General features: G+C 63.1%; 12 protein-coding genes. 9 read left to right on the top strand and 3 right to left on the bottom strand.

Going from position 1 to position 13,915, the window contains the following annotated elements; genetic code table 11:
* Positions 1–2: 2 nt before the first annotated feature.
* Positions 3–1,199, bottom strand: a complete 1,197-nt coding sequence (locus tag CEW87_RS00265; protein ID WP_108971042.1) for an acyl-CoA dehydrogenase family protein — start codon at positions 1,197–1,199, stop codon at positions 3–5.
* A gap of 196 nt (positions 1,200–1,395) precedes the next feature.
* Here CEW87_RS00265 and CEW87_RS00260 point away from each other — a divergent pair, with 196 nt between their 5' ends.
* Together CEW87_RS00260 and CEW87_RS00255 are read left to right on the top strand one after the other, a co-directional pair.
* Positions 1,396–2,829, top strand: a complete 1,434-nt coding sequence (locus tag CEW87_RS00260; RefSeq protein WP_159098057.1) for an enoyl-CoA hydratase/isomerase family protein — start codon at positions 1,396–1,398, stop codon at positions 2,827–2,829.
* The gene (locus CEW87_RS00255) at positions 2,826–3,236 is read left to right on the top strand and encodes a PaaI family thioesterase (protein ID WP_108971040.1); all 411 of its coding nucleotides are present in this window, start codon (positions 2,826–2,828) and stop codon (positions 3,234–3,236) included. The genes CEW87_RS00260 and CEW87_RS00255 overlap by 4 nt, the downstream gene beginning before the upstream one ends.
* Before the next feature lie 54 nt (positions 3,237–3,290).
* On the opposite strand, the gene CEW87_RS00250 is transcribed toward CEW87_RS00255, so the two are convergent.
* Both CEW87_RS00250 and CEW87_RS00245 read right to left on the bottom strand, forming a co-directional pair.
* Positions 3,291–4,493 carry a 3-oxoadipyl-CoA thiolase gene (locus CEW87_RS00250; protein WP_108971039.1) on the bottom strand — a complete coding sequence of 401 codons (1,203 nt, stop codon included), beginning with the start codon at positions 4,491–4,493 and terminating at the stop codon, positions 3,291–3,293.
* A 3-nt stretch (positions 4,494–4,496) separates the two neighbouring features.
* Positions 4,497–6,044, bottom strand: a complete 1,548-nt coding sequence (locus CEW87_RS00245; RefSeq protein ID WP_108971038.1) for a 3-hydroxyacyl-CoA dehydrogenase — start codon at positions 6,042–6,044, stop codon at positions 4,497–4,499.
* 502 nt (positions 6,045–6,546) lie between these two features.
* On the opposite strand from CEW87_RS00245, the gene CEW87_RS00240 reads away from it, so the two are divergent.
* From CEW87_RS00240 to CEW87_RS00210, 7 genes are all read left to right on the top strand, one after another.
* Positions 6,547–7,986 (top strand): class I adenylate-forming enzyme family protein, encoded by a 1,440-nt coding sequence (locus CEW87_RS00240; protein WP_234421624.1) that lies wholly within the window; start codon positions 6,547–6,549, stop codon positions 7,984–7,986.
* Positions 7,987–8,024: 38 nt separating this feature from the next.
* Positions 8,025–9,188 (top strand): ABC transporter substrate-binding protein, encoded by a 1,164-nt coding sequence (locus CEW87_RS00235; RefSeq protein ID WP_108971036.1) that lies wholly within the window; start codon positions 8,025–8,027, stop codon positions 9,186–9,188.
* Between the two features lie 97 nt (positions 9,189–9,285).
* Positions 9,286–10,158 carry a branched-chain amino acid ABC transporter permease gene (locus tag CEW87_RS00230; protein WP_108971035.1) on the top strand — a complete coding sequence of 291 codons (873 nt, stop codon included), beginning with the start codon at positions 9,286–9,288 and terminating at the stop codon, positions 10,156–10,158.
* Positions 10,159–10,162: 4 nt separating this feature from the next.
* A complete protein-coding gene (locus CEW87_RS00225) occupies positions 10,163–11,113 on the top strand; it encodes a branched-chain amino acid ABC transporter permease (RefSeq protein WP_108971034.1) in 951 nt (316 codons plus the stop codon).
* Positions 11,100–11,816 carry an ABC transporter ATP-binding protein gene (locus CEW87_RS00220; RefSeq protein WP_108971033.1) on the top strand — a complete coding sequence of 239 codons (717 nt, stop codon included), beginning with the start codon at positions 11,100–11,102 and terminating at the stop codon, positions 11,814–11,816. Before CEW87_RS00225 ends, CEW87_RS00220 begins: the two co-directional genes overlap by 14 nt.
* On the top strand, positions 11,809–12,516 hold the full coding sequence (locus tag CEW87_RS00215; protein ID WP_108971032.1) for an ABC transporter ATP-binding protein: 708 nt from the start codon (positions 11,809–11,811) through the stop codon (positions 12,514–12,516). The genes CEW87_RS00220 and CEW87_RS00215 overlap by 8 nt, the downstream gene beginning before the upstream one ends.
* A gap of 17 nt (positions 12,517–12,533) precedes the next feature.
* The gene (locus CEW87_RS00210) at positions 12,534–13,913 is read left to right on the top strand and encodes an MFS transporter (protein ID WP_159098056.1); all 1,380 of its coding nucleotides are present in this window, start codon (positions 12,534–12,536) and stop codon (positions 13,911–13,913) included.
* Positions 13,914–13,915: the final 2 nt, after the last annotated feature.

Genomic DNA, 13,915 nt, shown 5'->3' with positions numbered 1-13,915 from the left:
CCTTACAGCCCCAGAATCATCTGGGAAATGATGTTGCGCTGAATCTCGTTCGACCCGCCGTAAATGGAGAGTTTGCGCAGATTGAGATACTGGGCGGTTGGGGTGATGGCATGGAACGGACCGATGGCCTCGCCCTGATATCCGGCGCTCATGGCCTCTCGCCGATAGGGCAGAGCGTAAGCGCCGATGGCCTCGGTCATCAGTTCGACGATGCCTTGCTGGATCTCGCTGCCCTTGATCTTGAGGATCGACGCCTCGGGGCCGGGTGCGCGGCGCTCGGCTTCGGCGCACAGCACACGCAGGTTGGTGATCTCCAGCGCCATCAGTTCGATCTCAAGTTGAGCGATACGGGAGGCGAACAGTGCGTCTTCGATGAGCGGTCGTCCATCAAGTGACTCGCCTGCCGCAATACGCTTGAGGCGTCCCAGTTCGCGCTTGGCGATACCGATGCCCGCGATGTTGGTGCGTTCATGGCCCAGCAGGAACTTCGCGTAGGTCCAGCCCTTGTTCTCTTCGCCAATCAGGTTGGCTACCGGAACCCGGACGTCTTCCAGCCACACTTCATTGACTTCATGCAGACCGTCCATGGTGATGATCGGGCGCACGGTAACGCCAGGCGTCTTCATGTCGATCAGCAGGAAGGAGATACCGCGCTGGGCCTTCGCCTCAGGGTCGGTGCGCACCAGACAGAAGATCCAGTCGGCGTACTGTCCCAGGGTGGTCCATGTCTTTTGCCCGTTCACCACATAGTGCTCGCCGTCGCGAACTGCGCGGGTCTTGACCGAAGCGAGGTCAGAGCCCGAGCCGGGCTCCGAGTAGCCCTGACACCACCATTCTTCACCGGCAAGGATCGGGGGCAGAAAGCGCGCCTGCTGCTCGGCATTGCCGAAAGCCATGATGACCGGGGCCACCATCTTCAGTCCGAAGGGCACCAGGCGTGGTGCGCCGCCGGCAGCGCAGGTCTCGTCGAAGATGTATTGCTGAACGGCGTTCCAGCCGGTTCCGCCGAACGCCTCGGGCCACGACGAACCGCCCCAGCCGCGTGCATGCAGGGCCTTTTGCCAGCACAGGTAGTCGTCTCGCTCCAGATGCAGGCCATTGAGAACCTTGTGGCGGACCGTAGCGGGCAGGTGGTCGCGGATGAAGTCCCGCACCTCGTCGCGAAAAGCGATCTCGTCGGGTGTGAAGTTCAGATCCATAAAAACCTCGTTGGTCTGCACTGCAGACGTAATGATTGATGTGCAGACAAAGCATATTTCAGCTGAGGGAATTCCGCAAGGCATCAAATCGCGCAGATATATGCAGTGTTGTGCTTGATTAGGCCGTTCAGGCTGTTCAAGACCTCAAGCATGAGTGATAATTTGCAGAATCATTGACTGCATGGTGGAATGTATTGTGATCAACGTCAGATATCTGTCCAGCCCCAGCAGTGTCCAGATTGCGGTGCTGGAAATGCACAACCCGCCTGTCAACGGACTGGGGCACGCGCTCAGGTCTGCACTTGTCGCTGCACTTGACCGGGTAGAGTCGGAGTCCGACACGGATGCGATTGCGCTCACCGGTGCCGGCAAACTCTTCTGTGGTGGAGCCGACGTCCGCGAATTCGGTACTGAAGCGTCTACCGCTTCGCCTGACCTTCGGCAGGTGCTGGCTCGTGTGTTTGCGTGTGAGAAGCCGACTACGGCAGTAATCAACGGGGCTGCACTGGGTGGCGGGCTCGAGCTGGCCATGGCGTGCAATTACAGGCTGGCAGTGCCTGGGGCCAGCCTGGCACTGCCTGAGGTAAAGCTGGGGCTGATTCCGGGCGCGTGGGGTACGCAACTCGCTCCGCGCCTGGTCGGGGTTGGGCACGCATTGAGGCTGGTGACTCGTGGCGACGCTGTTTCGGGCGCAAGTGCAGCCGAATTGGGGCTCGTCGATGCGTTGGCGAGCGATGAGCTGGACTCGTCCATCGTGGCGTTCGTCGAAGCCCGGATGGGGCGTGACACGCATCCCGACACGCGGTTGCGGGTTCCGCCCGATGTCGGCGCGCTGCAGCCGGACTGGATGCAGCGCGCCGCTTTGGAGTTGGCTCAGGATTTTCCTGGATGCCCGGCGCCGCAGGCAGGCGTCGAGGCGGTCGGGCTTGCGCTCGAGCTTCCATTCGATGAGGCCGTACTGCGAGAGCGGGCGCTGTTTGTGCAGCTGATGAAGTCTCCAGAGTCCTCGGCGCTGAGATATGTCTTCTTCGCCGAGCGTGATTGCGCCCGTATTCCAGGCGTGAAGCTGCCGCCTGCTGGCACGAAGGGCGGCGTGCCGGTGGCGGCGGACGCCCCGCACTACTCGGACCTTCCGGGCGCTACCGCGGTGCAGGCAGGTAGCGATGCAGTGCGGCTAGAGACGCTTGCCAAAGGTGGGCGGGGCGACGTGAGCTGGCTCGATTGCGCTCTGCGCGCAGCGGATCAGGTAGCGGCTGTCGGCATGACGGTGTTTCTGCGCGGGGGTGTGCCGGCCTGCGTGGAAGTACGCGTAGGGGGCGATGCAGGTGCTGCCGCACTGGCGCAGGCGTTTGCAATTGCGCGGCGTATCAATCCGGTCGTGGTGGCAAGCGGCGCTGCGACGGGGGCCTCGACACTGGTTCCGCTGCTGGAGGCCGGCAATGCTGACGGACGTGCGGGGCTTGAGGCGTTCCGCCTTGGGGCCGAGGCGGCCGTGGTCAATGGTGGTCTGTACCGCCTGTCCGATGCGGACGTGGTCGCGGTGCACCTCGGATTGATGCCCCGCTATCTCGGCGGGCCGGTTTATCAACATCGCCTGAGTTCGGCGAGTGCGCAGGAGGTATCGTCGTGAGTGGCTACTTTGGTCTGAATGTTCCTTTCATCGAGTACTGCGGCATCAAGGGGCTGGAGTCGGGTCCGGGCTGGACGCTGTCGGGAGTGGATATCGTGCCCGGACTGTGCAACAGCATGGGCAACGGGCACGGTGGCCTGATCATGACGCTGCTAGATGTGGCCATGGGCAGCGCATCGCGTCTGACGGACCCCGTGGCGGTTGGCGTGATTACCGTGGACCTGCATACGACATTCATCGGTCCGGCCCGGGGGCAGCTGCGCTGTCGCGCCGATGTCTTGCGCAAGATGGGACGGACGGTGTTTTGCGAGGCGCTGATACGGGATGGCAACGGAGAGATCGTGGCCAAGGGCGTGGGCACTTTCAAGCTGCGCCACGGACAGGCGCAACCGGGCAGCGAGGGCTGAGCCGGTTGTGCCCGAGGCGCCCTCACGACATCAAGGGTGCCTCGGGGATGAGGCTCAAGTGCGTTCGATCACCATTGCGAGGCCCTGCCCAATGCCGATGCACAGGCTGACGACCGCGTAGCGGCCATTCCTGCGCTCCAGCTCACGCGTGGCGGTCAATGCGAGACGTGCGCCCGAGGCGCCCAGCGGATGTCCGAGCGCAATGGCGCCACCGTTGGGGTTGACGCGCGGATCATCGGCGCTGACACCAAGCAGGTGCAGGCAGCCGAGTACCTGGCTGGCAAAGGCCTCGTTGATTTCAATGAGGTCCATGTCGGCCAGTGTGAGGCCGGCGCGGGCCAGTGCCTTGGGGATTGCGTAGGCCGGGCCGATACCCATCACACGCGGCGCAACGCCGGCCGCAGCGGACGACAGGATGCGCGCCCTTGGTGCCTTGCCGAGTCGCTCGGATACTGCTCGCGAACCGATGAGCAGTGCGGCCGCCCCGTCATTCACGCCTGAGGCATTGCCCGCCGTCACCACGCCGCCTTCGAACAGGGCCCGCAGACGGGCAAGCGACTCTGCCGTCGTTTCCGGCCTGGGGTGTTCGTCGGTGCTGACGACGCGCGGTGGCGTCTTGCGTCCGGTAGGTACGGACACGGGATGGATTTCGCCGTCGAAAAAGCCTTCCGCACGTGCTTTTTCGTAACGTTGTTGCGACGTCAGCGCGAAACTGTCCGCAGTTTCGCGGTCGATGCTGTAATCGTGAGCGACGTTGTCGCCAGTCTCCGGCATCGAATGACCGCCGAAGCTGGACACGAAGCGGGGGTTGGGGAAACGGGTGCCGATGGTGGTGTCGAACATGCGGAAGTCACGACTGAAGGGGGTCTCCGCCTTGGCCATCACAAAGGGCGCGCGACTCATGCTTTCGACACCGCCGGCCAGGTAGAGCTCGCCTTCACCTGCGGTGATGGCGCGGGCGGCATCCGCAATCGCGGCCAGGCCGCTCGCACACAACCTGTTCACCGTCTGGCCCGGCACCGACTCGGGCAGGCCGGCCAGCAGGGCGACGAAGCGGGCTACGTTGCGCGAGTCTTCGCCTGCCTGGTTGGTGTTGCCGAGGATGACGTCCTCGATCAGGTTGGCGGCTTCGGGCGTGCGTGAAATCAGGGCGGCGACGAGATCGGCTGCGAGGTCGTCCGGGCGCACTGTGGCAAGCGCGCCGGCATGGCGTCCGAAGGGCGTTCTAAGTCCGTCGTAGATATAGGCGTCAAGCATGGGTCAGTCGTCCTGTGAGAGTAGGGAGAGGCCAAGGGCTGCGCGTCGGCGCAGCCAGGGAGACGGGCGGTAGCGCGGGTCGCCGCTGGCTGCCGCGAGGTTTTCGAGCATGGTCAGCACTACCGTGGCGCCCAGGGTGTCGCCCCAGGCCAGTGGGCCATGCGGGTAGCCCAGGCCGAGCGAGACTGCGCGGTCGATATCCGCCGGCGAGGCGACGCCCTGCTGTGCGATCTCGCAGGCGATGTTCACGATATGCGCTACGACCCGTTGGGCCACGATGCCGGCGCTGTCACGCACGGCGTCGACCGGCACGCCATCGGCGCCAAGAAGGCCGAGTGCGAGATCGCGCCATTCGGGCGTTGTCGCCGGGGTGGTCATCAGCACGCGTCTGCGATCCAGCCCGAATACCGCGTCGATGGCAACGGTCCGCGTGGCGTCGAGGTTCTGGGCGGCGGCACAGGTGCTGGCGTCCTCGCCCAGCGGGGTGAGGACGATGAGCTCGTCTTCGTCAGGGTGTGCTGCGTCCGACACCGTCGCCCCCAGCCGTTGCAGGAGCGCCTTTACCGTGGCTGCGAGTTCCGGGCGGGCTTCGCTGACCCAGACCCGGTCTGCGCGGACCGGCGGAACGGCCCGCTCGGGCGCTATCTCGGGCTTGCCGTCGAGTCCGTAGGTATAGAAACCGCGTCCGACCTTCCGTCCCAGCAGCCCGGCTGCCAGCATCGTGCGCAGCAAGGGCTGAGGACGGTAACGGGGCTCCTCATAGTACTGGTGGTAGATGGACTCCATCACCGGGGTCGAGACATCCAGCCCGGTCAGGTCGAGCAGTTCGAACGGACCAAGGCGGAAGCCCGCGCAATCGCGCAGGATGCGGTCGATGACTGGATGCGGTGCGACGGATTCGGCGTGCACGCGCATCCCTTCCGTGCCGAAACCGCGTCCGGCGTGATTGACGATGAACCCCGGGGTGTCCTTTGCGCGCACCGCGGTATGCCCCCAGCGCTGGCCGAGCTGCATCAGGCGGTCGCCGACGCGGCGATCGCTCAGCAGGCCGTCGATGACCTCGACCACCTTCATCAGCGGAACCGGGCTGAAGAAATGCATGCCGGCCACGCGCTCCGGGTGTTCGAGCTCTGCTGCGATCGCCGTAACGGACAGGGACGAGGTGTTTGACGCGAGAATGGTGTCAGGCCCGAGGATGTGCTCGAGGTCGGCGAAGAGGCTCTTCTTGACCGCAAGGTTTTCGACAATCGCCTCGATGACCACTTCGCATCCGTCCAGGCCATCAAGCGTGTCCGCGGTGCTGATGTTGGCCAGGGTTGCGTCGGCCTGCGCAGATGTCATCTTGCCCCGGGCTGTCAGTCTCTGCAGTGTGGCGGCCAGTTCTTCGCGCGCTTCCTCTGCTGCGCCCGGTCTGTTGTCGACCAGGACGACCTTGTCGCCTGCGCTCGCTGCAATCTGGGCAATTCCTCGCCCCATCAAGCCGCAACCCACCACGCCAAGGCGGGTTTGTGTGTCCATGCCAGCGGCGTCTTGACTGCCGTGCTCGCTCATCGGGTCTCCTCCTGTTGTGTTTGAATGTCTGCAGTGCAGAACAATGAACTGCTAGATGATCCAATCATTGATCGCTATGCAGATAAAGTCAATCGCTGCAAAGCCCTGTTCGTGAGCGGGGCATGCCGGCGCTGTTCGACGGAGTGAGGTTCCGGAGAGCTGCATCTGTCAGGAATGTCTGTCGTATGTGCCAGTAAACACGGCTGTTTGCGCGGGATCTTCGACCCTTGCCGTGCTTTGGAGGTGACGCGCGCGACAGGCAGTTGGATGACAATGTCTGCACTGCAGGCTGTTTGTCCATTTTTATGTTGTCTTTTCATGATCGCTGTGCAAACATGCAAAAAACGGATCAGTTGGCTGCCATGCGGTTGCCGGGATCAATGACACAGAGAGGGGACAGATGCTTGACTGCGCTTTGACGGCTGCGCTGCCGCAACGTATTCACGAAGCCTGCATGCCTTGGGTAGCGAAGCGACCTGAGGGGCGTGCGCTTGAGGATGCGATGCACACGATTTGTTACGGTGAGCTGCCCGGATTGCTCTCTGCGGTGGCAGCGGTGCTGACCGGAATGGGTGTGCGCCCAGGTGACCGGGTTTTGCTTGTGGGTGAGAATTCGGTTGCACTGGCGGTTTCCGTCCTCGCCCTGAGCAGCCTCGACGCCTGGTCTGCGACCGTCAATCCGAGGCTTTCTTCACGCGAGATCAATAACTTCGTTTCGCATTCCGGTGCGCGGCGGGTGCTCTACTTTGGCGCAACATCGACTTCTGCGGCTGCGCATGGCGCTGCGGCGAACGCAGCGGCGGTGAGCTTTCCGACGATTGGTGAAGTGCTGGTCGGGCCGCTTGCGGAATCGGAGCCCGAAACGGTTTTCGAAAGCGGCGCCGAGCAAGTTGCCGCATTGGTCTACACCTCCGGTACGACCGGAGCGCCCAAGGCCGTGATGCTCACCCATCGCAATCTCGCCTTCATTGGTGCGAATAGTCGGTCCCTGCGGCGGGTTGTGCCGGAAGACGTGGTCTATGGGGTTCTGCCGCTGTCACACGTCTATGGTCTTTCGGCGTTGCTGATCGCATCGCTCATCAGTGGCGCCTGCCTGCGCCTGGTCCCGCTCTTTACGCCGGATGCGCTCGCGGTGGCGCTGGAGAAGGAAGGTGTCACCGTGTTGCATGGCGTGCCGGCAATGTATGCGCGGCTGCTCGACTGGTGCCGTCGGAATGGCAAGCCGCTCGCGGTGCCGACGCTGCGCGTGGCGCAGTCTGGCGGCTCTCCGCTCACCCTGCCACTCAAGCAGGCCTTCGAGGCGGCAAGCGGATTGGTGCTGAACAACGGTTATGGCATGACCGAGGCTGCGCCGTCGATCTGCCAGACCCGGATGGATGCGCCGCGCACCGACTGTTCGGTCGGGCAGGGGATTCCGGGGATCGAATTGAAGCTCAATGAGCCCGAGGGCGAGGCGTTCGTGGGCGAGTTGTGGGTGCGTGGCCCGAATGTGATGAAGGGATATTTCCACGCTCCCGAGTTGAGCGCTCAAGTGCTGACGCCCGATGGCTGGCTGCGTACCGGCGATCTGGCACGGATCGATGAAGATGGTGCGGTACACATCGTTGGTCGGGCCAAGGAGTTGATCATCCGCTCGGGCTTCAACGTGTATCCGGTCGAAGTCGAGCAGGTTCTGAACGCACACCCGGACGTGGTTCAGTCGGCGGTGGTGGGGCGCCAGGTGGATGGCAACGAAGAGGTCATCGCCTTCGTGGAGGCGGTTTCCGGGCGCACGCTCGACCTCGATGACCTTGCGCGCCACCTGCGCGCCAATCTCTCTCCCTACAAGGTCCCTGCTCATATCAGGGTGCTGGAGCACCTGCCCGCTGCAGCGACCGGAAAGATTCTCAAGACCGAGCTTCGGCATATCGCCGAGGGTCTTGGTAAGGCGGCATCGGTATGAAACAAAAAACAGTAGCCATATCTACAGGAGGACGACACATGCAACGAATGATCCAGAAGATGTTCGCGGTGGCTGGTTTGACCGCACTGAGCCTGAACGCAGTTGCAGACGAACTGCTTGTTGGTCTGCATATGCCGCTGACGGGTGCGCTGGCGCGCTCGGGCGCCGGCTTCAACGAGGGTATCCAGACTGCTGCGGATATCTTCAACAGGAACAACGGCAAGCACACGGTCAAACTCGTCACGATCGACGACGAGTCGGCACCGGCGAAGGCGGTTGCCGCGGTCGAGAAGCTGTCGTCGGAGAAGGTGCAGGCGATCATCGGCGGCTATGGCTCCAACGTGATCGGACCCGCTTCCGATGCGGCCGAGCGTATTGGCCTGACCTACATCACCGCAGGTGGTGTGAGCGACAGCCTGGTGGGGCGTGGCTACAAGCATTTCTTCCGGATCAACAACATCGCCGGCTACGAGAAGGCAGTCACCACTGTTCTGGACGAGGTCGGTGCAAAGTCGGTGTCGATCGTGTTCAACACCAAGGAAGCCACTTCCGGACTTGCTGAAGGCGTCGCAAAGGCATTGAAGGCGAAGGGCATTACGGTCGCCACCCACGCCTTCGACCCCGCGATCACCGACTTCAAGCCGGTCGTCAACAAGATCAAGCTGATCGACAAGCCTGATGTAATCGTCATGAGCGCCTATGAGAACGACTACGTAGGCATCCTGCGTGCGGCCAAGGTGCTCAAGCCGAACGTCAAGGCCATGGTCGGTGTGTGGTCGCTGGCTACGCCGCAGATGGCTTCCGACTTCTCCGACCTGATGCCTAACGTGATCGGCACTGCACTGCTGCCGTTCCCGGTCGAGTACAAGTCTCCCGAGGGTAAGCGCTTCGCGGAAACCTACAAGAAGCTGTTCAACAAGGACGTCGATTACCTGGCCCAGTTTGGCTACGTGAAGGCGACCGTGCTGTTCGAAGCGATGGCTCGGGCCGCAGATGACGGCAGCCTGGCCAAGGGGCAGTTGAGCGAGGTTCTGCGCAAGACCAATCGCGACACGCTGATCGGAAAGCTCGTGTTCGATGCGACCGGCGACAACCCCAACTTCCAGCACCGGATGGGCCAGCACCAGGACGGCAAGATCGTCATCGTCTCGCCCAAGGATGATTCGACCGGTGCGATCCGTTACCCCGGTGTCCCCTGGTAAGTAAGGCCAGGCACGCCCTTAAGCCGGTGTGCATCAATCAGTAAGCAAGGCCGGGCGCGCTGGCGCCCGGGTCTCTGACCGCAAGCAATGGTGAGACATGCAAGAACTACTTTTACAAGCGCTCTATTCGGGCGTGCTGGTGGGCGGCATCTACGCACTCATCGGCCTCGGCCTGGCCCTGGCGTTCGGCACCATGCGGGTGATCAACCTTGCGCATGGCGAGCTCGTGCTGCTGGCGGCCTATGTGGCATACACGATGGAAAGCGCATACGGGCTCAATCCCTTGCTCTCCTTGCCGGTGGCGGCGATTGTGACCGCTGCGGCGTCGGCAACGGTGTATTTCCTGGTTTCACGGATTCGACGAAACCGTGAGCTGAATTCGCTCATGCTGACCTTTGCGCTTGGCGTGATCCTGACCAACGGCATTCTGCTGATCTGGAAGAGCGATATCCGTTCGACCTCCACGTCCTTCATGCAGGACGCAGTCCAGTTCGGGTCGGTATACAGCATGAACAGCGAGCTCGGCGCCTTTGTGGTCAGCGTCTTTGTCGCCATCGCGTTGTGGTACTGGCTGTCGCGCAGCTGGTATGGCCGTGCGGTGCGTGCGGTGTCGTCCAACCGTGACGCTGCCAAGCTCATGGGCATCAACCCGGCAAAGGTCGAGGTGGTGTCCTTCCTGGTCGCCGGTCTGCTCGCAGCCGTGGCGGGTACCGCGATCTATTCGAGTGGTGTGATCTCGCCGCCGCTGGGCCACGCCCTCACTGTGAAGGCCTTCATCATCACCGTGCTGGCAGGGGTGGGGTCGGTTCCGGGAGTCCTGCTTGCAGCATTGCTGCTGGGCGTGGCCGAGGCGCTTACCGTGACCTTCTTCAGCTCTGCGTTGCAGGAACTGTCGGGCATGGTGCTTTTCCTGGTGGTGCTGTTTGTGCTTCCGAACGGTCTGTTCGGTGGCCAGAAGAGACGGGGGTGATGCAATGCAAAAACGCATGATTGTGGCGCTGGCACTGCTCTACGTAGTGGTGCCCGTCCTGCTCAATGGAAACAACTACATCCTCAGCTTGCTGGTGTCGTCGCTGATCGTTGCCGGCATGGCGGTATCTTGGGCGCTGCTGGGTAACCTCGGCGGCATGGTGAGCTTCGGTCACGCAGCCTTCTTCGGAATCGGTGGCTATGCTTCCGCGCTGCTGGTGACCAAGCTCGGTTTGCCGGTCATGGTGGCAATCCCCGCGGGCGGCGTTGCCGCGGTGCTGGCCTCGGTGTTCATGTTGCCGGCGCTGCGCCTGTCGGGACCTTACTTCGCTCTGGCGATCCTGGCCTACGCACACATCTTCAAGATTCTTGCTACCGAGTTCTCATCGCTGACCGGCGGCTCTGCCGGGCTTTCCTCGATTCCGGGCCTGCCCGACATCTTCGGCTTCAACCTGTCGTCGAGACTGGGGGCGTATTTCGTGGTGGTCTCGCTGGTGCTCGTATTCTGCTGGGTGTACGGCCGGATTCGTCGCTCGGACTACGGCACGGCCTTGCGCGCCATGCATGACAGCGAGGATGCAACCCGGGTGGTTGGCGTCAATAGCCTGATGCTCAAGAGCTGGATGCTGTTCGTGTCCGCGTTCATGGGGGGGCTGATCGGTGCGTTCAACGCGCACGTGATCAACTTCCTCGAGCCGGACTACGCCTTCAACAGTGCCTGGAGCGTGCTGCCGATCGTGGCGGCCATCTTCGGTGGCTACCGCACGGTGTATGGACCTGCCATCGGTGCAGTGGTGATCTACCTGGTCGACCAGCTGGTGTTCAAGGAAATCATGAGCACGGGTCACCAGCTCATTCTCGGCGCAGTGCTGGCGGGGATGATCCTGTTCGCCCCCGATGGCCTGATGAGGCTCTTCAAACGCAAACCGCGGGAGGCACGCAATGCTCACGCTTGAAAACGTTACCGTTCGCTTCGGTGGCCTCACCGCCGTCAAGGACGTTTCATTCTCGATGGGAACCGATCAGGTTCTGGGGCTGGTGGGGCCCAATGGTGCCGGCAAGACCACCCTGTTCAACGCGATCTCGGGCCTGGTGCGGCCGGGCGGCGGCCGGGTGATGTTCAACGGCGTCGATCTGACCCGAAAACCGCTGCATGCGCGTGCTCATCATGGTCTCGGCCGCACGTTCCAGATTCCGCAGCCGATGCATGAGCTGACGGTGCGTGAAAACCTGCTGGTGGCTCAGCGCTTCGGCGCAGGCAAGGTCGATCACAAGCGTCTGGACGAGATCATGGACTTCATGGATCTGACCGACCAGGCTGATCGCAATGCCGCGACCGAGCTCGCGCTGCAGGAGCTCAAGCGCCTGGAGGTGGCCAAGGCAATGGCGACCGAGCCGCGCATGCTGCTCCTGGACGAAGTGCTCGCGGGTCTCGAGACCAACGGCAAGCGACACTTCACCGCGCGCCTGCAGGATATGCACAAGCGCTTCAAGATCGGCATCCTCATCATCGAGCACGACATTGAGACCGTCTCCAGTCTGTGCCACCGGGTGGTGGTGCTGAATTTCGGCGAGATTCTCGCCGACGGAACCCCGGATGCCGTTTTCCGCGATCCGGAAGTGGTGCGCAGTTATACCGGAGGTGGCGAAGATGCTTGAGGTAAAGGGTATTCGCGCAGGGTATGGCGCGATCAACGTGCTGTGGGATGCCTCTCTCGACTTTCGCGAAGGCGAGCTGACAACCGTGGTTGGCCCCAATGGCGCGGGCAAGAGCACGATGCTGAAGGCGGTGATGGGGCTGGTCGCGCCAACCCGCGGCGAGATCGTGCTCAATGGACAGAGCATTGGCGGCACGCCGACCTGGGAGATGCCGGACCGAGGGCTGGTTCTCATTCCCGAGGGGCGCATGGTCTTTCGCGACATGTCGGTCGAGGAGAACCTCGCGATGGGGGCATTCCCCACCGCGCGCCGGGCAGCCGTCCAGCGCAACATCGAGCGTGCGTACACGTTCTTTCCCCGGCTCAAGGAGCGCCGCTCTCAGCTGGCAGGGTCGCTCTCGGGTGGTGAGGCGCAGATGCTGGCCATCGGGCGCGGCTTGATGGCAGAGCCGCGAGTGCTGCTCGTGGATGAACCCTCGCTTGGTCTGGCGCCGGTCATCGTGCATGAGATTCTGGGCATTCTGCGCAAGCTCAAGGAAGAGGGGGTGACTATCGTCCTCGTAGAGCAGAACACCCATCTCGCGCTGGGCGTGGCCGACCGTGTGTTCCTGATGCGCAGCGGCAAGGTGGTGCTCGATCAGCCTGCGAGCGACGTCAGCCAGAGTGATCTTCACGACCTCTACTTTTCGCTGGAGCACTAGTGATATGGCGGGCCGAGGTGGACGCACGCATTGCCGCGGAGGGCACGAGCTTCCGCTGGCGCGCGATCGCCACCTTGTTGCTCGGCACCTTCGTCGCGGTGATGGAAGGGACGGTGGTGAACGTTGCGCTGCCCGCCATTCAGCGCGAATTCGGCATCGGCTATGCGACTGCGCAGGTGCTTGCGACCGCCTTTCTTGCGGCTACGACGGTTACGATGCTGATGGCGCCGTGGACCATCCGCCGCTTCGGTTTGCGCCGTGCTTACGGCGTGGCGGTGGGCTGCCTGTTGCTGGCCTCGCTGATGGCCGCACTGGTGGGTCATCTGCATTTTTCCATTCTGGTTGTGTGCCGGATACTTCAGGGCGCTGCCGCCGGTCTGATTCAGCCGATTGCGATGGTGGGCTTGCTGCCGCTGTTTCCGCCCAATGCACACGGCCGGGCAATGGCGGTGTATGGCCTGGGCATCGTGCTGGCGCCGGCAATCGGACCGGTCGTCGGCGGTCTGCTGGTGGATTCCCTGGGCTGGAGCGGGGTCTTCCTCGTCGCGGTGCCGCCGAGTGCGGCGGCGTGGTACGGCTGTCGCCGTTATCTTTACGAAGGCCGTGGAGAGGAGGCGAGCGTCCGCTTGCCCGATCTGCCCAGTCTTGCGCTGATTTCTTTCGCGCTGGTGGCGGTGCTCACCAGCGTGCCCACCTTCGGGAGCGAGTCGGCGCTGCCGCTTCTGCTGGCAGGGCTTGTCGCCGGTGTCTGCTTCGTGCTGCGTCAGCGGCGCCTGGCCGATCCCCTGCTCAATCCGCGGCTGTTCTCCGCGCCGGGGGTTGGCGCTGGCCTGGGTGTGGCGCTGGTGTATGGCGCGGGCCTGTACGGCTCGACCTATCTGATTCCGCTGTTCGCTCAGCATCAGCTCAATGCGTCGGCGTTTGCCGCAGGGCTGCTTTTATTGCCGGGCGGAGCTGCGCTCGCTGCAATCCTGCCGTTGGGCGGAACACTTGCCGACCGCATCGAGGTACGCAAGGTGGTGGTGGCCGGCTTACTGTGCTTTGCCGGCGGCAGCGGTGCGCTTGCCCTTTCGGGCAGCTCCACCGCTTTGATCTGGGTGGCGACATGGGTGGTGCTGGGGCGGATCGGGCTCGGGCTGCTCATTCCGTCGCTCAACGGTGGCGTGATGCGACTGGCTGACCCCGATGACCTGAATGCGGTCACCGCTGCAATGAATTTCAGTCGCCAGTTGGGTGGTGCGCTTGGCATCGTCCTGCTCGCGGCGTGGCTGGAGTTTTCCTCGGCCCGCTATGACATCGCGTGGGGCTTCACCCTCGGCTTTGCGATGGTGGCCGGGCTCTTCGTTCTCGGTGCGATTCCGGCCTGTCGAATCAGGCGGGTGGATGCGCCCGTTTAGGA

The organism is Parazoarcus communis, from assembly GCF_003111665.1.
Classification (GTDB): domain Bacteria; phylum Pseudomonadota; class Gammaproteobacteria; order Burkholderiales; family Rhodocyclaceae; genus Parazoarcus; species Parazoarcus communis_B.
The sequence above is the reverse complement of the archived record's forward strand: the minus strand, read 5'-3'. Positions and strand labels throughout refer to the sequence as shown.